This window comes from SAR202 cluster bacterium, assembly GCA_016872355.1.
Classification (GTDB): domain Bacteria; phylum Chloroflexota; class Dehalococcoidia; order Lucifugimonadales; family VGZY01; genus VGZY01.
Map to the genome: position 1 here is coordinate 82,310 of VGZY01000002.1, position 20,198 is coordinate 102,507.

Annotated in this window: 13 protein-coding genes and 5 tRNA genes; 1 reads left to right on the plus strand and 17 read right to left on the minus strand. The window is 61.8% G+C overall.

All coding sequences use genetic code 11. The annotated features are described in order from the left end of the window. Window position 1 precedes the first annotated feature (1 nt). The 8 genes from FJ319_01015 to FJ319_01050 all read right to left on the minus strand — a co-directional run bounded on the left by FJ319_01015 (window position 2) and on the right by FJ319_01050 (window position 9,138). Window positions 2-1,114 (minus strand): flotillin family protein, encoded by a 1,113-nt coding sequence (locus tag FJ319_01015; GenBank protein MBM3932883.1) that lies wholly within the window; start codon window positions 1,112-1,114, stop codon window positions 2-4. After that, entirely contained in the window at window positions 1,111-1,455 is a 345-nt protein-coding gene (locus FJ319_01020) for a flotillin family protein (protein ID MBM3932884.1), read from the minus strand. Before FJ319_01020 ends, FJ319_01015 begins: the two co-directional genes overlap by 4 nt. A 21-nt stretch (window positions 1,456-1,476) precedes the next feature. Continuing rightward, complete coding sequence (locus FJ319_01025; protein ID MBM3932885.1) at window positions 1,477-2,196, minus strand: hypothetical protein; 720 nt, start codon at window positions 2,194-2,196, stop codon at window positions 1,477-1,479. Window positions 2,197-2,337: 141 nt separating this feature from the next. Continuing rightward, window positions 2,338-2,922: a hypothetical protein gene (locus FJ319_01030; protein MBM3932886.1), complete on the minus strand. Its 585-nt coding sequence runs from the start codon at window positions 2,920-2,922 to the stop codon at window positions 2,338-2,340. A 75-nt stretch (window positions 2,923-2,997) separates the two neighbouring features. After that, window positions 2,998-5,187, minus strand: a complete 2,190-nt coding sequence (gene recQ, locus FJ319_01035) for a DNA helicase RecQ (protein ID MBM3932887.1) — start codon at window positions 5,185-5,187, stop codon at window positions 2,998-3,000. A gap of 77 nt (window positions 5,188-5,264) precedes the next feature. Beyond that, window positions 5,265-5,786, minus strand: a complete 522-nt coding sequence (locus tag FJ319_01040) for a toxin-antitoxin system HicB family antitoxin (protein ID MBM3932888.1) — start codon at window positions 5,784-5,786, stop codon at window positions 5,265-5,267. A 285-nt stretch (window positions 5,787-6,071) separates the two neighbouring features. Then, window positions 6,072-8,057, minus strand: coding sequence for a (Fe-S)-binding protein (locus FJ319_01045; GenBank protein ID MBM3932889.1), 1,986 nt, complete (start codon window positions 8,055-8,057; stop codon window positions 6,072-6,074). Between the two features lie 124 nt (window positions 8,058-8,181). After that, complete coding sequence (locus FJ319_01050; protein ID MBM3932890.1) at window positions 8,182-9,138, minus strand: decaprenyl-phosphate phosphoribosyltransferase; 957 nt, start codon at window positions 9,136-9,138, stop codon at window positions 8,182-8,184. A 289-nt stretch (window positions 9,139-9,427) separates the two neighbouring features. On the opposite strand from FJ319_01050, the gene dnaE reads away from it, so the two are divergent. Next, window positions 9,428-13,222, plus strand: a complete 3,795-nt coding sequence (gene dnaE / locus FJ319_01055) for a DNA polymerase III subunit alpha (protein ID MBM3932891.1) — start codon at window positions 9,428-9,430, stop codon at window positions 13,220-13,222. A 281-nt stretch (window positions 13,223-13,503) separates the two neighbouring features. On the opposite strand, the gene FJ319_01060 is transcribed toward dnaE, so the two are convergent. The 9 genes from FJ319_01060 to FJ319_01100 form a co-directional block, all read right to left on the minus strand. After that, window positions 13,504-14,025 (minus strand): methylated-DNA--[protein]-cysteine S-methyltransferase, encoded by a 522-nt coding sequence (locus tag FJ319_01060; GenBank protein ID MBM3932892.1) that lies wholly within the window; start codon window positions 14,023-14,025, stop codon window positions 13,504-13,506. Window positions 14,026-14,123: 98 nt separating this feature from the next. Next, complete coding sequence (locus FJ319_01065; GenBank protein MBM3932893.1) at window positions 14,124-16,805, minus strand: hypothetical protein; 2,682 nt, start codon at window positions 16,803-16,805, stop codon at window positions 14,124-14,126. 14 nt (window positions 16,806-16,819) lie between these two features. Continuing rightward, complete coding sequence (locus FJ319_01070; GenBank protein ID MBM3932894.1) at window positions 16,820-18,094, minus strand: DUF58 domain-containing protein; 1,275 nt, start codon at window positions 18,092-18,094, stop codon at window positions 16,820-16,822. Further along, window positions 18,079-19,050, minus strand: a complete 972-nt coding sequence (locus FJ319_01075; GenBank protein MBM3932895.1) for a MoxR family ATPase — start codon at window positions 19,048-19,050, stop codon at window positions 18,079-18,081. The genes FJ319_01070 and FJ319_01075 overlap by 16 nt, the downstream gene beginning before the upstream one ends. Window positions 19,051-19,347: 297 nt before the next feature. Next, window positions 19,348-19,424, minus strand: a tRNA-Val gene (locus tag FJ319_01080). A 44-nt stretch (window positions 19,425-19,468) separates the two neighbouring features. Further along, window positions 19,469-19,545 (minus strand) — tRNA-Arg (locus FJ319_01085). Window positions 19,546-19,629: 84 nt separating this feature from the next. Further along, a tRNA-Leu gene (locus FJ319_01090) sits at window positions 19,630-19,716 on the minus strand. 24 nt (window positions 19,717-19,740) lie between these two features. After that, window positions 19,741-19,816: transfer RNA gene (locus FJ319_01095), tRNA-Val, on the minus strand. Between the two features lie 79 nt (window positions 19,817-19,895). Further along, window positions 19,896-19,971: transfer RNA gene (locus tag FJ319_01100), tRNA-Met, on the minus strand. Window positions 19,972-20,198: the final 227 nt, after the last annotated feature.

A 20,198-nucleotide genomic window follows, 5' to 3' on the forward strand; every position in this document is an offset into this window, starting at 1 on the left:
TCTACCCGCTCCTGGTGCCGTCCGCGTCCACCTCGTCCGCCCCGTGAGCGCCACCGTTCTGCGACGTCATGACGCCGGGCAGGTTCTTGAGGGTCTTGATTATGTCTATGCCTGTGAGCGACTCCACGAGAGCGGGCAGCTGAGCGATCGTGTTGGAGACGTCGCGCGTGACCTTGCTCGCGCCCGCACCGTCACCGTTACTGCCTCCATTGCTAATTACGACAATGCTGTCCGTCTTTGCCAGTGGCTCAGCGACGGCCTTTGCGAGCTCAGACAACGACTGGAAAATCTGTTGGACCAGGGCCGCCTGCCCGTACTCCTTCCAGGCCTCGGCCTTCTTCTGCATCGCCTCGGCTTCTGCGAGTCCTCTCGCACGGATGGCGTCCGCCTCCGCCTCGCCGCGCAGGCGAATGGCGTCCGCGTCTGCCTGGCCGTGCAGGCGTATCGACTGGGCCTGGGCCTCCGCCTCTGCGATCGCCCGGGCCTTGTTGCCCGCGGCGAGCGCCTCGAGCTGGTACTTTTCTGCATCGGCGCTGATCTCCACGCGCCGCTTGTTGCCCTCGGCGACGATCATCAGCTTGTCGCGCTCCGCCTCCGCCGGCCTTCTGACCGTTGCATCCAGCTCGCGTTGCCGGCGCAGTATCTCCTGGTCCTGTATCTGAATCTGCTTCTGGCGTTCGACAACGTCGATCTGCAGCTCTTCGGACCTGATCGTCTGCTTCGTTTTCGCCGCCTGGAGCTGGTACGCCAGCTCGGCCTCGACCTTGCTGGCGTTTACCTCCTGGTCGTACGAAGCCTTCTGCGTTGAGAAGTCCTTCTGCGATTCAGCGATCTGCGTGTCGGCAGCGAACTTGGCCGCCTGGCGCACCTGCTCGGCCTGGGCGGCCTTGATGCCCGCGTCGCGCGCGGCCTCAGCCTCGCCGATGGCGGCATCGCGCTTCACCTCCGCGGTGCGCTTCTTGCCCAGCGCCTCCAGGTAGCCGTGGGAGTCCTGGATATCGTGGATGGTAAAGCTCACGATCTCCATGCCCATATTGGTCATGTCGGTGTGGGCAACTTCGCGCACCTTGTCGGCGAATGTGGCGCGGTCGCGGTAGATCTCCTCAACCGTCATTGTGCCCAGGATGGCGCGCTGCTGGCCCTCAAGGGTCTGCAGAGCGATGCGCGCGACTTCCTGCGGGACTTGCCAAGAAACTGCTCCGCCGCCGTCCTTATCGCCTCCTCGCTCCTGCCAACCTTCACCTGCGCCACGCCGTCCACGGAAACCGCCACGCCTTCTTGAGTGTAGACGCGCTCGGTGACGACGTTCAGCGTCATAACCTCCAGCGACAGCACCTGGGGCTTCTCAAGGATCGGAATGACAAATGAGCGGCCACCGACCTTGATCTTCCGCAGTTTTGTACCGCCGGATACGATCAGGGCCTCGTTTGGACCTACCTTGTGAAAACCGGCCATCGTGCGTCTCCTTCTGCCAGATTAGGGCTTGCCTTGCGGGAGCCTGGGCTCCTTGACCATCCTCTCAACCTTCAGGACGTCGCGGTAGACGCCTGTTACCTGGATATGCTCGTCCTTGGGAATGAAACCCTCGGTGTAGTCCGCCGCCGCTACGTACTCGCGACCGTTGACCATTACCTTGCCGGAGGGACGCAGGTCCGTTAACGATATGCCCCATTCCCCAATGATCTCCAGTTCGGAAGGGTCAATGTTCCCCGTGTTGCTGCCGACGTCCTGCCTTGCGAACCTGAAGAACACGGCGAAAGTGGTCAGCGCGATTGCCGCCATGGCGCCGATTATCCACAGGCTTACGCGGAGGCTTGGCTCAGGGAAGTCCGGGGCCGAAAAGTAGCCGCCGAACAGGAGCAGCCCCCCGAGGACCAGGGCAACCACGCCGCCGACGCCGAGGACCGTGTGGCCGTCGATGTGGACTTCGAGGTAAAAGAGGACCATTGCGAAGACCAGAAGACCCACGGCTATCCAGTTTACGGGGAGGTTGCCGAAGCCGACCAGCCCCAGGGCGATGCATATGCCGCCGACAATTCCCGGGCCGATCAGACCCGGCGTGGCGATCTCGATGATGATGGCAACGCCGCCGATCACGAAGAGCAGAAATGCGATGTTAGGGTTCGCGAGGAAGCCGATGATGTTGTCCAGTATCGTCGGCTCGACACTGCTGATACTCGCTCCCGCGACGCTCACCGTCACCTCGCCCGAGGCCGTCCGCGCCGTGCGCCCATCGACCAGCGCCAGCAGCTCGTTAAGGTCGTGGGCGGTGAAGTCGATGATCCCGGCGTCCAGCGCCTCGGTGGTGGAGAACGACCACGCGAGCGAGACCGTCTCCTAGAGCGCGGCACCGTTTCGGCCCCGCTCCTGAGCTATGCTGCGGATGAAGGCGCGGGTGTCCTCGTTTACCTTCCGGCCGAGTGTTCCCTCAATGTCGCCCCCGTCGCCGTTTATGGGAGATGCTGCGCCAATGTTGGTGCCGGGGGCCATAACGGCGAAATTGGCGGCGGCGGTAACGAATGTGCCGGCGGATGCTGCCTGCGCCCCGCCGGGTGCCACGAAAACCGCCACCGGAACATCGGAGGCAAGTATGGAGGCCACGATATCACGTGTCGAGACGACAAGGCCGCCGGGCGTGTCCATCTGGATGACGACAAGGCGCGCGTCCTCGGACTCTGCGCGGTCTATGCCCCGCGCAACGCGCTTGGCGACCATGGAGTCTATTGGGCCGTCTATCTGAACGAGATACACGGTGTTGGTGGCAGTGGAGGATGTCGCCGCGCCGATGAAGACCGAGAGCAGGCCCAGGGCAAACGCAAGGAGCCCTGTTTTCCTGACCATGACGCGCTCCTTTCCGGTTGTTTCGCAGGGTGCCGGCGGCCATCCGCGTCGGCCGTCCTGCATGTTGTCCATAATATTCATGGATGATAGCGAAAAGTCGCTGCAACGCGCATCACATGACGCTGTGATTTCGAAACGCGCCGGACATGAGCCTTATTACACGGGGCTGTTATTCGGCGCGGGCGCCTGTGCCTGAGTAACCATGAGTCGCACTGTCCGGATTTCATCGAAAGTATACGTTTCACCAAGCAGCTCCCGCACAGGCGTGAGCGTCGGAGTCCCGGTGGTCTTGAAAGCCTCCACGATCCGCGTGACCCGGTCCCGGGGTGGCAGGAGGTGGTCGATGCGGACCTGCACACCCTGCCTCACGAGCGTCTCCAGGTGCTCCATGATGGTTGCCGGGCTTCGCCCCCGCCGCGATGCGACTTCCTGTATGGAGAGCCCCTGTTCGATCAGGGCCCGCGTTTCCATGTGCCGTTCGCTGGGCCCGGAGTCCGGGCGTCCCTTTCGCTCCGGTCTGGAGCGGTTGGGACGCTCCTGCAGGCCGTGCTCGGCGGCGTAGCGGCGTATCTCGCCTAAAAATGCGTCGCCAAGCTGCGCCAGCTTCTCCCGGCCCACGCCGCTGATCATCGCAAAACTGTCATGGCTTTGCGGCACATAGAAAGACATCTGCTGAAGGGCCACGTCTCCAAAGATGACGAATGGGGGAACACCACGCGACTCCGCTATCTGCTTTCGGAGGCTCCGCAGGCGCTCGAACAGGCCGCGGTCGAAGGCGACCTCCGCCACGGGCGCCGCCGAATGCGTCGGGGCCTGGCGGGGGCGGACCAGGACCATTCTTTCGCGATTCTTCAGGAACGACCAACCGGACGATGACACTCTGAGGACCGGGAACTCGTCCGCGCTCTTTTCCAGGATGCCCTTGCGGAGGAGCTGCTGGACAATCGTCACAAGGTCTTCCCTTGAAAAGTCCTTCACGATGCCGTAGACCGACAGCTGGTCGTGTCCAAAGTCCCGTATCTTCTTCGTGTTGCCGCCGCGCAGGACGTCTATTACGTGGACAGCGCCGAAGCGCTCGCCGGTGCGGACGACGGCAGAGACCACCTTCTGGGCGATCTCGGTGCCGTCGAACTCCTCGGCAGGGGCGAGGCACACGTCGCAAGACTTGCAGTTATCCTGGTCGTAAGTCTCGCCAAAGTACTCCAGCAGGTACGCCCGGCGGCACGACGTAGACTCTGCCAGCCTGACCATCTGACCCAGCTTAGCGCGGGCGTTTCCGCGCTCCGCTGGATCCTCAATCCGGTCGATGAAATACTCATGCTTCGCGCTGTCGCCATATGAGTAGAACAGCAGGCACTCGGCCGGCAGGCCGTCGCGCCCTGCGCGGCCGGTCTCCTGGTAGTAGCCTTCAAGGCTTTTGGGCAGATCGTAGTGAACCACAAGTCTCACATCCGGCTTATCGATGCCCATGCCGAACGCGATGGTGGCGACGACTACGGGCACCTGGTCGCGGATGAACTTTTCCTGGTTGTCCTGGCGTACGGCGGCGTCCAGCCCTGCGTGGTAAGGCAGGGCGTTGTGCCCGCGCGCGACCAGGTCGGCGGCGAGCGCATCGGTATCCTTTCGGGAGAAGCAGTAAACGATTGCGGGCTCACCCCTGTGTTTTTCCAGGAGCGTGAGGAGCGTGGTAAATGGTTCTCGCTTCGGGACGACCTCATAAGAGAGGTTGGCCCGGTTGAAGCTGGACTGGAAGGTGCGGGCCGCGCCGATTGCGAGCTGTTCGATGATATCGTCGCGCACGCGAGGAGTCGCGCTGGCGGTGAGAGCTGTAACGGGCACCCGCGGGAACTCGTCTCGCAGCCCCTTGAGGTTGCGGTAGTCCGGCCGGAAGTCGTGGCCCCACTCGGAGATGCAGTGCGCCTCGTCGATGGCGACGAGGCTGATTTTAATCGCCCCGAGGAAGCGCCTGAAGTCGGGGATGGCGAGGCGCTCGGGAGCGACGTACAGAATCTTCACCCGCCCCGCCATTGCCCGTCGCTGGACGCCGGCGATATCGGCCGCGCGCATCGTGCTGTTCACGAACTCGGCGGCGATGCCGTTCGCCTTCAGCGCGTCCACCTGGTCCTTCATCAGCGATATCAGCGGCGAGACGACGATGGTAACACCATCCAGGCACAGCGCGGGAAGCTGGTAGCACAGCGACTTGCCGCCGCCGGTAGGCATGAGGACAAGCGCGTCTTTGCCGGCGAGGACGTGGCCGATAATCTCTTCCTGTAGCGGCAGAAAGCGGTCATAGCCGAAGTGGGACTTGAGGGCCGAGAGGATGTCGTGTGCGGAGACCGGCATAGGACCCTCCCGGCAAATTCAGGGGCAGGGACGACGTTTCGATTAGAACGCAAATATACCTGAATCAGAACAAACAATCAACCTGCCGATTTGCGCGCTTTCTTACGGGCGGGCCTGACATCGTACTCCGCCTTCGACTCCGCCACCATAGAACGCTTCACCGGCGCTACGCCGTCCAGCCGTGCCTCGATCTCATCCAGCCGCCGCTCTATCCGCGCCTGCACGTCCCCGCGCGAAAGTATGTCCACCACATACTGGTTGAGGCTCACATCCTGCTTCTTCGCAGCCTCCGCCAGCGACCGGTGGAGGGACGTCGGCACGCGGACGTTGAACTTGCCGCTGTACTCCTCGGAGTAGGAGGGTTCAGGAATGTCGTGGCCACGTTCGTATTCGACCTCTATCCAGAGCTCCCGGGCTTCTCTGGCCATTTGCGGGAGCTCCTCAAGACTATCTGCCTGCGTAAAGCAATTGGGCAGGTCAGGAAAAACGACAACGTACGCCCCGTTTGGCTGGTCCGGGTCGACAACAACCTCAAAGGGATAGTTGAGCTTCAGATAGTAGTCGAGAGGCTTTCGGTCCAGAGACGCCTTCTTAAGCATCTTTCCCGTCCAGAATCACCGACTTGATAAAAAGAGCCAGGTACGGCCGCGCCACGTACCTACCCGACTGGAGAGGAACCGGAAGTGTCCTCCGTCCAGGCTTGGTAAACGCAACGTGGCTGCCTCGCTGTCTCTCCATGGTCCATCAGAAGTGTTCCATAACTTTACGAACATCTTCGAAGTCCATATCGGGAGGCTTTGACATCAGCCTCCGTATTAGCTTCTCAATCTGCGTCATTTCGCCTCGCTTATAGTACCACAGGCGGTACTAGTTCGCACTCTGTTCTATTGCTTGCCCAGGCTTGCCTCCACCATCTCAATGAGGTCCTTCGCCTGCTTTTGCTGGGCGTTGGGGTTGGACTGGATGCCCTCGTTGAACATCTGGAGGCAGAAGGGGCAGGAGACGCCGACGGTGTCCGCCTTCGTCTCCAGGAACTGTTCAGTGCGAACGTGGTTGACCCGCCGTCCCCTGCTCTCCTCTATCCACATGTGGCCGCCGCCCGCGCCGCAGCAGAAGCCGCGGTCCTTGCACCGCGTCATCTCCACCAGCTTCAGGCCGGGAATGACGTTAGCAATGTCGCGCGGGGCGTCGTACACGCCGTTGTGGCGGCCCAGGTAGCAAGAGTCGTGATAGGCCATTGTCGTGTTCAGCTCGACGACCGGTTTGATCTTCCCCTGCGCGATTAGGCCGGCGACGAACTGGGTGTAGTGGACGACCTCGTAATTGCCGGCCAGGTGCGGGTACTCGTTCTTGATGACGTTGAAGCAGTGGGGGCAGATAGTGACGATCTTCTTGACGTTGTACTGCTTGAAGACCTCGATGTTCTGCTGGGCCATCGTCTGGTACAGGTACTCGTTACCCATGCGCCGCGCCGGGTCGCCTGTGCACTCCTCTTCGTTGCCTAGAATGGCGAAGTCCACGCCCGCGCGCTTGAGGACGGACGCCATCGACCGCGCGATCTTCTGGCTGCGCTGCTCCAGCGCGCCGGTGCAGCCGACCCAGAACAGAATCTCCGCCGTTGGGTGGTCTGCCAGCGTCTTGATTTCGAGGCCGTTCGCCCAGTCGGTGCGGCTGAAGGTGGTGCCGCGCCATGGGTGGCCACGTTGCTCCATATTCATCAATGCGTTCATCGCCGTCTCCGGCATCTCCGACTTCTCCATCACCAGGTGGCGGCGCATGTCGATGATGCTGTCGATGTGCTCCACGCCAACGGGACACTCCTGCTCGCACGCGCCGCAGGTGAGGCAGTCCCACAGCGCCTCCGGCTGCACGAGACGACCGATAAACGGCGTCGGCCCGGGTCCGCCTTCATAGTTCTTGAGGATTCGCCCGCCTTCCTCGATAAGCTGATCCTTGAGCCCTTCGGCAACGTGCATGGGTGAGAGGATCTTGCCGCTGATATTGGCCGGGCAGCTATCGGTGCAGCGGCCGCAGACGGCGCAGGCGTAGCCGTCCAGGAGCTGCTTCCACGTGAACTGCTTCACGTTCTCCGCGCCGAAGGTGTCCATCGTCTCAAGGTCTTTCGGGGTGGAAAGCGTGCCCATCGGCGCAAGATCGCGCATGAAGAAGCTCAGGGGGGTCCCGAGCAGGTGCATGTGCTTGGACATGGGTATGTAGACCGCGAACCCGAGGATGATCCCCAGGTGTGCCCACCAGGCGACGGCGTGGAGCGTCCCGGCGGCGCCATCGCTCAGGACGCCGCTCAGCGCCTCTCCTATTGCGTGGCCTACGATGGTCTTTCCTGCCGGCCCGGTCCCGCCGGATGCGACGTAGAGCGCGTCGGTCAGGAGCGTCAGCACCATGAGCAGCGTTATGAGTCCCAGAATGATCGCGGCTTCGGGCTTCTGTGTGAGATCAAAGGAAAGCCGCCGCGGGGTGAAGACCCATCGGCGCAGCGCCGCCCACCCCAGGACGATCAGGAACCCGACTGCAAGAAGGTCAAGGTAGGTCGCGTACAGGCGTACGCCGGTTTCGGTGAGCAGGGTGCGGGAGAAATCCGGCCATAGGGAATCGGCGAAGATGAATATGGCGTAGCTTAGCGAGAACGAGAGGAAGCCCCAGAAGATGAAGAAGTGGGCCAGCCCTGCCCTGTCGCGCTTGATGTCCGTGCGCTGCAGCACCTTCTTCTGGCCGAAGACGAGCGGCATTGCGCCGAGAAAGCGCTCCATTGGCCGGTCAAAGCGCCCGGAAGGCTCGCCCAGCAGGATCAGCTTCACGACGCGCCCGTAAAGCACAATGCCGGCAAGGCCGAACATCAAAACAGTGAGCAAATAGACGCCTGCCCATGTGGGTACGAGGCCGAAAATTTCACCTGGAGGGACCACGGGTTACACTCCATCGCTGGACTATGGGGGAGAGTGTAGCATAGGAGCGGGCGGAGAGGCTAAACAGGCGCTAGCGGAACACCGCGAGCACGGCCGCGGCGGTGCCGAGCCACAAAACGACGGAGATGATCAGCGGCTTGTCTGTGATTATGATGTCCTCGGGGTTTTCGCCCACGCCTCGCGCGTGCACCAGATACAGGTACCGGAAGAGGCCGTAGACTACGAATGGGATGGTCAACATCATGGCATGATTGGCCGGCAGGTTCGACGCCGTGAAGGTGTAAAGCGTGTAGGCCAGCAGGGTGGACGGGGCAACGATGGCGATGAACTGGTCCAGAAGGTGTGGCGTGTACATCTCGAGTGTCTGCCGCTGCTTGCTCGCGCCCTCCCCGGCCGCAACCAGCTCGCTGCGGCGCTTGGCCAGCGCGATCAACAGCGCGCCCAGGCCCGTGCAGGTGTACAGCCATGGCGATATCGGCACCTGGAGGACGGCGGCGCCCGCTACGGCGCGAAGGACGAATCCGGCGCTGATTGCAAACACGTCCAGCAGGACCACGTGCTTGAGCCACAGCGAGTAGGAGAACATGAGCACAAGGTATCCAAGGGCTACCCACGCGAACTCCATCGCCAGCAAGAAGGAGAGTGCGACGCTCGCCACTGAAATAATCACCGCGGCCGCCAGTGCAAGCGAGACCGGCACCCGGCCCGAGGGTATTGGCCGGAAGCGCTTCTTAGGGTGCGCGCGGTCCTTATCGACATCGAGAATATCGTTGACGATGTAGACGGCGCCGCTGATCATCGAAAAGAGGACAAACGCCAGGAACGTCCGTATCACCAGGTTGGCCATAATGGCCGGAACGGACGGGTCCCAGTGCTCATCGATCGTGAAGAAAAGGGCGAAGAAGACCAGCAGGTTCTTGGTCCACTGCTTCGGTCGCATCGTGAGCAGCAGTCCGGGAAGGATGCCGACCAGCGATGGGGATGATAGAGGTGCAGAGGCCGCAGCTTCTCGCTCGGAAATATCCATGAACCGATGATACGGCTGCCCTCACTGACAGTCAACGCAACGCTAGCCTCTTCTCCTCCCGGCCGTTCGGCCTACTCCGGCGAATACGCCCGCCTGCCCGCCGTACCCGCCGCTCAACCATATTTCACGGACCCGGATGGCGAGACTCGTGTCAAGAGAAAATTCACGATTATTCCGAGACTTCTCCTCTTGCTGGTTCGTAGCTGCGCCACTGCTATAATGTTTGCCCCTGCCAGGCCAATCTTTTACACTCAATTGAGAGTAAAATGGGCTTGTAACGGTATGGGGTATGGTGTCGGTAGGCGCCTGCCTCGAATTGATTTCCGCTCTGCCCGGAGGTCCCGTGTCGTTCACTCACCTGCATGTCCACACTGAGTACAGCCTCCTGGACGGCCTGTGCTTCTTGGACAAGCTGGTGGACCGCGCAAAGCAGCTTGGAATGAACGCCCTCGGCATGACCGACCACGGCGGCCTCTACGGCGCAATCGACTTCTATCGCATTGCCAAGAAGGCGGGGGTCAAGCCGATCATCGGCTGCGAGATGTACGTCGCCCCCGGCAGCCGGCACGACCGGACGTCGCAGGAAAAGCCGTACCACATGACGGTGCTGGCGCACAACAACACCGGCTACGCCAACCTCGTCAAGCTCGTCACAAAGTCGCACCTGGAAGGCTTCTACTACAAGCCCCGCATAGACCGCGAGCTCCTGGAGAAGCACCTCGAAGGCCTGATCATCCTCTCCGGCTGCCCCAGCGGCGAGGTGCCGCGCCTGATTACCCACGGCCGCATGGACGAGGCGAAGAAGGTCGCCGCCTGGTACCGCGATCGCTTCCCGGCCTACCACCTTGAGCTGATGGAGCACACCGGCGTGCCGGAGCTCCCGGAGATCAACAAGGGCCTCCTGGAGATCAACAAGAGCGTCGACATCCCCCTGGTTGCTACTAATGACGTGCATTACATCAACAAAGAGGACGCCCGCCTGCAGGACATCCTCATCTGCATCCAGACGAACACCAACGTCAATGACCCCAAGCGGATGCGGATGGAGGACGACTCTTACTACCTCAAGAGCCCGCAAGAGATGTCGGCGATGTACCCGGAGCTGCCGGGCGCCATCTCCAACACGATGAAGATTGCCGAGATGTGCACGATGGAGCTGGACTTCACCAGGCTCCACCTGCCCCAGTACAAGGTCCCGGGAGGTCTGACGGCCCAGAAGTACCTTGAAAAGATCTGCGAGGAGGGGCTGGCGCGCCGGATACCTAACGCCTCTTCAGAAGACCTCAAGCGGCTGGAGTACGAGCTCAGCGTCATCAAGTACACCAAGTACGCCAACTACTTCCTCGTCGTGTGGGACATCGCAAAGTTCGTCCGAGACCGCGATATCGCCTTTGCCGTTCGCGGCAGCGCGGCCGCCAGCCTGGTGCTCTACTGCCTGGGCGTGACGGACGTTAACCCAATGACCTACCGGCTCGTCTTCGAGCGCTTCCTGAACATCGAGCGCAAGGAGATGCCCGATATCGACATGGACTTCCAGGACGACCGCCGCGAGGAGGTCCTGAACTACGTCGTTGAGCGGTACGGCCGCGAGCACGTTGCGCAGATCATCACCTTCGGCACGCTCGGCCCCAAGGCCGCCATCCGCGACGTGGGCCGCGCGCTGGCGATGCCGTACGGCGACGTGGACCGAATCGCCCGCCTTGTGCCGAACAAGCTCAAGATCACCCTGGACGACGCCCTCGCGACCTCCACCGAGCTCAAGGAGCTGTACGACGCTGATGAGGGCATCAAGAACCTCGTCGACACCGCGCGCTCCCTTGAGGGCGTGACCCGCAACACGAGCACCCACGCTGCGGGCGTCGTCATTTCCGAGGACCCGCTCGACGACTTCGTCCCCCTGCAGCGGCCCGCGAAGGCTGAGGAGGACAGCACCGTCGCGACGACGCAGTACGCGATGGAGCCGGTCGCGGCTCTCGGACTGCTCAAGATGGACTTTCTGGGTCTCATCAACCTCTCCATCCTCGCAAAGACCCGGAAGCTGATCGAAAAGACGCGCGACATCAAGATCGACCTCAAGGACATCCCGCTCGACGACCGAAACACGTTCGACCTCCTCTCGCGCGGCGACACCGTAGGCGTGTTCCAGCTTGAAGGCTCGGGGATGACCCGGTACATCAAGGAGCTCAAGCCAACCTCCCTGGGCGACGTCGCCTCGATGATCGCGCTCTACCGCCCTGGCCCCATGGAGCACATCAGCACGTTCATCGACGCCAAGCACGGCCGCGCCCCTGTCACGTACGTCCACCCTGCCCTCAAGGACATCCTTGAGGAGACATACGGCGTCATTGTCTTCCAGGACCAGGTGCTGCTCATCGTCCGCACCTTCGCAGGATACTCCCTCGGCGAGGCCGACATCGTCCGCAAGGCGATGGGCAAGAAGAACCCGGAGATCATGGCCAAGGAAAAGGACAAGTTCCTGAAGGGCGCCGTGAAGCTCGGCTACACCCAGGAACTGGCCGAGCAGATATTCACGCTCATAGAGCCGTTCGCCGGGTACGCCTTCAACAAGGCGCACAGCTACAGCTACGGCTTCATTTCCTACTGGACGGGCTATCTCAAGGCGAACTACACGCCGGAGTACATGGTCTGCCTGCTCAACGCATACTCCGACCTCTCGGAAAAGGTGGCGGCGACGATCGTGGAGTGCCGCCGCATGGGCATCCCTGTCCACCCGCCGCACATCTGGAAGAGCCAGGCGCAATATGCCATCGAAACACAGGAAGACGGTACTGTGGCGCTGCGCGTCGGCCTCTCCTCTATCAAGAACGTGGGATCGGCGGTCATCGATTCATTCATCGCATCGCGGGCGAAGGCGGAGCAAAAGCCGTCGACGATTGAGGACCTCTGCCGCTCCGTGGACATTGGCGGAATGAACCGCAAGACTCTGGAGAGCCTCATCAAGGCGGGCGCGTTCGACGACTACGGTGACAGGGGCGCGCTGCTGGAATCGATCGGCCGCATCCAGGGGCTGGCCCAGAGCGAGTCCAGCCTGAAGTCGTCCAACCAGACTTCGATGTTCGGGATGTTCGGCGATTCCACGCCGGCCGCCTCAGCGGGGCTGGCGAAGATCGACCTTCCGGCGATCGCGACGCCTTCAGCGGAAAAGCAGGCGTGGGAGGTGGAGCTGCTCGGCATCCCGTTCTCCGGGGCCGACATGCTAAACCTCATGGCCTATTACAGTGGCTCCGAGGCAATCATGTCGCGCTCGGACATCACTCCGGAGATGGACCGCAACAAGGTGATCGTGCGAGGTCAGGTGTCCGGCGTGGAGCAGCGCGCCACCAGGGATGGTAAGCAGTTTCTTAAGGTCAGCCTGGCGCTGCTTGGAGGCAATCTGGAAGTGCTGGTCTGGGAGAACGCAGTTGAGCAGGTGCGAGCGGTGATGCAAACAGGCAACCTGGTCACGGTGAACGGGACCGTACGGGTCCGGGATACTGAGACGAGCATTTCATGCCAAAGCGCGCAGATCTACAAGCTGCCAGTGGAAGAGGGCAGCAGTCAGCAGTCAGTAGTCGGCAGTCAGCTAAGGGCCGCCGATCCCAAGATGGCAGCAGCCGAGGCGAAAGTTGCGCCGCATTCGGAGGAGAGGCCGCGAGAGAAGGTCGTCGCGCCCCCGCCTGCGGCGGCCAGTCCCGTGAACGGCGCAAATGGATTCCACAAGCCGAACGGTAACGGCAACAGCGCTCCCAAGCCCTACACCAACGGCGGAACTAACGGCGCGCGCCCGGCTGCTAGCCAGTCCCCATCCCCCAGCCCCCAGCCCCACTCCCCCCGCCTGCTGACCGTTCGTATCCGCGAGTCCGCCCAGACGGACGCCGACCAGATGCTGCTGGACGATATCCGCCGCCTCCTCCTCGAGCACCAGGGCCAGGACCCCGTAAACCTGGAAATCGCGACGGACGGCCGCATAATCACGATGGAGTGGCCGGTCCTTCGGGTGAACATCAGCGAGACACTTGAGCGCGATCTCCAAAACATCCTCGGCACGGCAGGCCGCTGCCTGGTCCGTCCGCTGCTGATGTAGAGATCGGCTTCCCCGGGTCAGCTCGATCCTTGTCATTTGGGGACGCACTGCTGTTTTTGTAGGGGCGCACAGCAGTGCGCCCCTACACGATACGGCATTCTGAAGCTGCCCCGACGATTAAGGCTTGCCTGGGTCACCAGCAGCGAGAGGACCAGATCTGGTGCGTGGTTTGCCGGGGCACGCTGCTGCGCTTCGGCCATGTCTATCGAGACCTGTCCGACGTTGCAGGCGGGGTTGGGGCAGTGGCAGGTGAAGCAGGTGACGTCGCCATCGTCGTGAACCTAGAAGCGCCGTCCGCTCCCCTGCTCTATCGCCAACAGCTTCGCCTTGAGGTCCAGTTGAGTCGCGCCTTTGCCGAAGCCGTGGAGCGCGCCGCTGGAGGCGAGGACGCGATGGCACGGGATGACGATGGGTATGCGGTTGCGGGCCATGGACTGGCCTGCTGCGCGGAGGGCGCGGGGGTTGCCGGCTTGCTCGGCCAGCCATTTGTAGCTGCGGGTCTCTCCATAGGGAATGGACCGGCACGCGGCCCACGCCGCGGCCAGGAAAGGAGGCGCGCCGGCCAGGTCCAGCGGGATGTCTTCGAAGGCGGGCCGATCGCCGCGGAAGTAGGCTTCCATGGCATGGCGAAACCCGTTGAAACCCTCCGGCGCGTAGCTAGAGCCTATCGCCTCCGGGCCAAGCTGCGCGACGGCCTCGTCCGGCGTGTGCTGCGGGAGCGTCGCGCGGCGAATGCCCAACGGCGATGCAAGCACGCCTATCCATCCAAACGGGGTATCAAAAATGTCGTGGTTGAGAGGCATTGGCCGTTAGAAGAAGAGTGAACGTTATTGAGCGCCCTGATTGACGATGAACGGTCTCAAAGTCCGTAATCCCCGTCAACCAGAGCGTTCGGGTGACACTACGTTGAGGCGGGCTTCGCCGTCGCCGGCCTCCTTGGCACCATGCGCTTTATCATGCGGCCGAGGAGGCTGCGGCGAATTGCTTTCCAGTGGCCGTTAAGCTCCCTGGCCTTGTCGCTCTGTTCCATATCGATGCCGCCAATTCCGATCTGGTCGGCGGTGCGAGCGGCCGCCTTGGGCCCGTACCTTCCGGCCGCGTAAGACACAGCGACAGTGGTCGCGGGCGCCGAGGCGCCGGGCAGCAAAATGCCCATTGACCTTGCGTATTCCATCGGGGTCTGGTGCGGCCTGCGACGGATGCCGGCTATAGCCCCCAGGCGTCCCATCTTGATATACGCGCGCTCTGCCGGGGTGGCCTTGCCAAGGCCTCGCGTCCACATCAGCCAGCCCGCCATCCAGACCGCCGCTATCATGGCCAGCATAATGGCGAGCGGCCGCGCCATATCTGCAAGTTGAATTCCAGCCGCCTGATCGCCTTCCAGGCTGTTCTGCAGCTCGGCAAACTCCTCCGGCGTTAGGCACTGGGCCGGGTCCACTATGTCCTCGATGAAATCGTTCGGTCCCAGGAGGCAGTTCTCCATCCATTCAGGCTGCCCGCTGCCGATTGACGTGCTCGGGTTCGGCAGGGTCTGGGGACGCCCTTCTTCGGGCGCCCTTTCTGCCAGCGCCGAGACCGGACCGCGGTTAATTTGAGGCCAGTGAGTCGTGGGCTCGAAGTCCAGCCAGCCGTGTCCGGGGAAATAGACCTGCACCCAGCCGTGGCTATCTGAGTCTTTCACGATACGCTCGTTCGGGTTCACGCCGGCAACGCCGGGCGCATACCCGGCAGCCATCCTGGCGGGAACGCCGACCGAGCGCGCCATGACGGTCATGGCGGACGCGAAATAGTCGCTGTACCCGGTCTTCGTGGCGAAAAGGAAGTGGTCCACGCCGTCTGCGCCCATTGGCGGCGCGCTTATATCCTGCGAGTAGGTTAAGCCGCCGGTCTCGCGCAGGTAGCTCTCGATGGCGAGCGCCTTGTCCAGCGGCGTCTCAGCGCCGGCGGCGACCTGCGCCGCCAGGTCTTTCACGCGCTGCGGAAGGGAGGCCGGAAGCTGCAGGTAACGGTCCGTTATAGTGTGCGGGTAGTTCTCCCCCGCCTCTCTCAGCTCGAGATTCATCACGTTCGATACGTAAGAGTACATTGTGTAAGGTGTTTGCGCCGGCAGCTCGCCGTCAAACCGCCACGCGACCACGTCCGGCACCTGCGGCTCCTTCCGGGCTATGGTTACGGTCTCCTGGCGTGTCCAGTCTTTCGCATCGCTGCCCGGAGTCACCTTAACAAGCTGCAGGTCTGCGGGCAGGACCTCAATGACGAGCGATTCCACGAAGCGGCTCGGCGGCGATACCAGCCTGTTGCGGATATCGCGGGCGATCTCGCGAACGTCCTCAGGCAATGCGCCGTCCCCGGAAGGGTCATGAATCTTGATCGTGAACTCTTTCGGAGGGAGCGTCTCAACTATTGCGTTGTGGCTCACCCAGTCGACATTGCCGCCGGAAAAGAGCTCCTCCGAAGCAAATGTCAGAACGACGGTCTGAAATGCCAGCTCCCTGCGAGACGATTCGTGAGGAGGTGGAGGAAGCCCTTGCGGCCCCACCAGCGTCTTCTTTGTTGGGCTGGCAACCCAGCCCTGCGACGAGTAGGTGTCGTACGTCCGGGACAGCCAGTACGCCGGCAGCTCGGACGCCGTAACCATAACGATGTCGCCCCCGAAAGACATTTTGCCCTGAAAAGGCAGAGTATCCCCGAAGAAACGTCCGTTCAGGTCTTTTTTGGAAGCGATCCCGGAGAAGAGGCGTGAGAAGTCGTCCTCCAGCCCTGTGATCGGCTCACGCCCGGTGTTCCAGACAGAGACCGCCGTGTTCCAGACATAGGCGCGCAGTGGCATAACGGCCGCGAGGGTGAGCAACAAGGCGCTGACGACCATGAGCATTGGAAGCGAGAACCACCGGACTGCAACGTTTGGCACCACTCCGACTCTTGCGCGTCGCCACCTTTCCTGCTGTTGCACCCAGCTTACGCGAGCGACCAGGACAATTGAAATGAACAGGAAGATGAAGAAGCGGGGTGCGTAGTTGTCAGGAAGGAAGCTCAGCGTTGTGAGAATGGCCACTCCGGACAGGACAAGGCCAATCCACACATTAGAGTACCGAAAGAGAAACCAGGAGCTTGTGAAGCCAAGCGTCCATGCGATGAGCAGCAGATAGAGCGTGGACGGTAGCAGGTCGGTGTTGATCCTGCCGGTACGGGCCGCATCCAGCCAGGCATACGTACGGTCCCATACATCCACGAAGCCCAGGACCAGGTCCTTGCCGACAACGAGCGTGGCGGCGTTCCACGCTGCCACAGAGACGCCTATGAGGCCGCCTGCGATCAAAAGGAGCGGCCACCAGACCTTCAGCTTGGCCAGCCCCAATGCAGTAAGGGCCGAAAGGACAAGTACCCAGTACAGTCCGGGCGTGGGCACCCAGTTCGCCTCCCTGACTGTCCAGGCGCTGACACCGATGGCAGCGACCAACAACACAAAGCAGTCCCAGCCCTCTTTCGGGGAGGCCCGTGCGATCCATTTCAGGGGAGAGCCGCTCTTCGCGGCGGCGTCCGCCCCTGGAGAATAAGAAACAGTCGGGTTTGCCGTACTCATGCCCGTCTCCTCTGCTACCCTCGCCGCGCCGTGCCGTTTCTGTGAACGCCGTCCTTCCTGTTCGCAAAGCCAAGGGCGATGGAAATTTCGTCGCCTTTCTTAACGATGTAAGTGGGCACGCCCGATGCGTAGAGGCGGTCCGGCACCTCCGGGCTGCCCTCCTCGCCCTTGAACGTCGCCGCGTCCAGCCATACGGCCGCCAGCCTTACCCCCCTCCGGGACAGCTCGGTCGCCGCCACGACCCATTCCGGGTCGGGCGAAGAGGTTATGACCAGGACGGAGCTATTATGGCGGAAGAGGCTCTCGTAGTTCGCCAGCGCGACGTTAATCGCCGTGACTCCCTCCGCCTTGGCAAGCGCAAGGTACCGGAGCATCCTGTCCATCTGGGCGCCGCCGGTCTCGGCCGGGAGGAAGTACCGCTCGTCCCCGAAGGCCACCATGCCCACCGGGAGGTTGCCGTCGAGGTAACGCTTTGCCAGGGATGCCCCGATTGAGACGGCGTACTCGTCCGTGCTCTCCTCCATATCGCCGGCCTGCACGCTGGCGTCCAGGTCCACAACTACCCACGCCTCACTCGCCCTTCCCAGGTCGAACTCCTTGGACATCAGCTTGCCCACCTTGGCGGTGCTGTTCCAGTGAATGCGGCTCAGGCTGTCTCCGAAGGCGTACTCTCGCACGCTGGATGCGTGTGGCGACACGTGGTGGGACCTGCGGCGGGTGGCGGAATCGCCGTAAAGGGCTGCGGAGGGTACCTCGAAGTTAGGAAGCGGGTGCACGCGGGGATAGACAGTAAGGTGCTCAACCGTGCCGAATTGCTTGTCCCTGGCAAACAGGCCGAAGGGGTCCGTGCTCCGGACATTCATCGGCCCCATAAAGAACGTGCCACGACGGCGGGCACGGGTCTGTATGCTCCACGTGGAGGAGCCCTTTGAGCCAAGGCTCAGGCCCATGCCACCCAGGCTGCCCGGGAGGTCGGTCTGGTCCTTGAACTCCAGGGCCAGCTTGGGTATTACACTGTGGTTCCGGGCTGTGATCGTTTCCTCGATAACGTCCCCGACGCGCGCCTCCCGGCTCCGGCTTTCAACCTTCACTTCGAGGCGCTTCAGCATCAACCACGTCCACACGTAGCCCAGAACGGCCGCGAGCACCAGCACATAGAGCAGCCTGTAGAATAGGCTGAAGCCCGTCGCAAGGCCGGTGCCGAACGTGATAACCATGAGGACGATGACGAGGTATAACCTCATCAGCAATTGCACCCGGAAGCGGTGCAGCTTCATCGTCTGATCCACCCTTTCGCCTGGGCCCCGGGGACTGCAACCTCCTCGATCAGGCCCTTCACAACATCCCTGCTCTTCACTCCCCTCATCCTCGCGGACGGTGAGACGATGATTCTGTGGCCGAGCATCGGCACGGCCAGATCCTTCACGTCGTCCGGCAGAGCGAAGTCGCGCCCGCGTATCAGTGCCAGCGCCTGAGCGCCCCTGAATAGCGCGAGCGAGCCCCTGGGCGAGGCACCCAGCGCGACATCCGGGTGGACGCGCGTCGCCTCAATGAGGGTCACGATGTACTGCCGGATGAGGTCATCCACATAGATCGATTTTACGGCATCCTGTATACCAATGATATCTTGAGGGCCGGCGACCGCATGCAGACCCTCGATCGGATGCTTCTGCTGCTGGTTGCCGACGATTGCAAGCTCTTCCTCCAGCGTGGGGTAGCCGAGCGTGATCATCAGCAGAAAGCGGTCGAGCTGGGCCTCGGGAAGAGGGAAGGTGCCCTCGTACTCAATGGGGTTCTGCGTGGCCATAACAGTGAACGGGCGCGGCACCGGGTACGTTACACCTTCAACTGTGACCTGCCGCTCCTCCATTGCCTCCAGCAGCGCCGATTGCGTCTTGGGAGTGGCCCGGTTGATCTCGTCCGCCAGTACCACCTGGGAAAGGATGGGGCCTTTCTTGAACTCGAACTCGGAGGTCTTCTGGTTGAAGACGGAGACGCCTGTGATATCGCTGGGGAGGAGGTCGGGGGTGAACTGAATACGCTTGAAGGACCCGCCCGTCGAGACGGCGAGGCTCTTCGCAAGCATCGTCTTGCCGACGCCCGGGACGTCTTCTATCAGAATGTGGCCCTGGCAGGTGATGGCCACCACAGCAAGCTCAACTGCGCGTTCTTTCCCTACAATCACCTTCTTGACGTTGTCGACGATCTTCTGAGCGCCGGCTCTGGCCCGCTCCGCGTCTTCCAAATGGCCCTCCTTGGCAAGAGGCGAGTTCCCAGTGGAAAAGGGTAGCCCTCAGTATATTTACTGATGTCTTATAACGCAAACCCGCCCCTTGCGTTAGCTTTCGTACCCATTTGGGTGGCCGAATTCGAAAAACGAAAGCCTGCAGAGTGCGGGTGAGCCTGGGAGCTACGAATGCCGTTCAATCACCGTGGTTTGAGGCAATATTACCCAAGTTTCGTTGTAACGGCAACCATGTGCAGCGTTGGTAGCACACGGGGCGCTTAAATAGGTGACAAGGGAGGACCTTGTTTGAGCCTCTGGTGGGGGGTAAAGGACTCGAACCTTTGACCCTCTGCGTGTAAAGCAGATGCTCTAACCAACTGAGCTAACCCCCCACGGGGTTGCGCGGCGTTCTGGATGGGCCGAGGATTGACGTAGATGGTGCGCTTGGCGGGACTTGAACCCACGACCTCAGCCTTCGCAGGGCTGCGCTCTATCCAACTGAGCTACAAGCGCCGGTGATACAAGGCCCCATCCATTTCCTCTTCTCCCTGAGGGAGAAGATGTCCCGCTTTGGGGACAGATGAGGGCTAAACTTACTGGTGCCGAAAGAGGGATTTGAACCCACACGTCCTTGCGGACACTACGCCCTGAACGTAGCGCGTCTGCCAGTTCCGCCATTTCGGCATGCATTCATGCGGCTGCTTTCAGTGGTGGGCGGTAATGGATTTGAACCAATGACCCCTTGCGTGTGAAGCAAGTGCTCTAACCACTGAGCTAACCGCCCGTGAAGCCAAACGCCTGGGACTCCGCCGCGAGACCGGCTCCTCAGGGTAGCTGAGACGCCCTCACAACGGAAGAAAAGTTGGTGGCGACGATAGGGGTCGAACCTATGACCTAGCGCTTATGAAGCGCCCGCTCTAACCTCTGAGCTACGTCGCCACATCAATTAGCCCAGACGTAAATGATATCCCACTGCTGGGCCGAGTGTCAACGCAAAGTGTATCTGACTGTCTTTGCTCAGTGATATTGTCAGTAGGTAACTGCTCAGTGAATATGTCAGTCCATGAGAGGACTACATTTGACCGAGCGAGAAGCGAAGAGAGCACAGATACTGAACCTTGTTCTGGAGGGGCGTTGCGAGGCAAGTAAGGCCGCTGAGCTGATGG

Excerpts from the sequence above, each read along its gene's own strand:
- recQ (MBM3932887.1), bottom strand. The coding sequence starts at position 5,187 with ATGCCGGTCTCCGCACACGACATCCTCTCGGCCCTCAAGTCCCACTTC.
- dnaE (MBM3932891.1), top strand. The coding sequence starts at position 9,428 with ATGGTGTCGGTAGGCGCCTGCCTCGAATTGATTTCCGCTCTGCCCGGA.
- FJ319_01020 (MBM3932884.1), bottom strand. The coding sequence starts at position 1,455 with ATGGCCGGTTTTCACAAGGTAGGTCCAAACGAGGCCCTGATCGTATCC.
- FJ319_01015 (MBM3932883.1), bottom strand. The coding sequence starts at position 1,114 with ATGACGGTTGAGGAGATCTACCGCGACCGCGCCACATTCGCCGACAAG.
- FJ319_01060 (MBM3932892.1), bottom strand. The coding sequence starts at position 14,025 with ATGCCTCTCAACCACGACATTTTTGATACCCCGTTTGGATGGATAGGC.
- FJ319_01065 (MBM3932893.1), bottom strand. The coding sequence starts at position 16,805 with ATGAGTACGGCAAACCCGACTGTTTCTTATTCTCCAGGGGCGGACGCC.
- FJ319_01040 (MBM3932888.1), bottom strand. The coding sequence starts at position 5,786 with ATGCTTAAGAAGGCGTCTCTGGACCGAAAGCCTCTCGACTACTATCTG.
- FJ319_01030 (MBM3932886.1), bottom strand. The coding sequence starts at position 2,922 with ATGAATATTATGGACAACATGCAGGACGGCCGACGCGGATGGCCGCCG.
- FJ319_01050 (MBM3932890.1), bottom strand. The coding sequence starts at position 9,138 with ATGGATATTTCCGAGCGAGAAGCTGCGGCCTCTGCACCTCTATCATCC.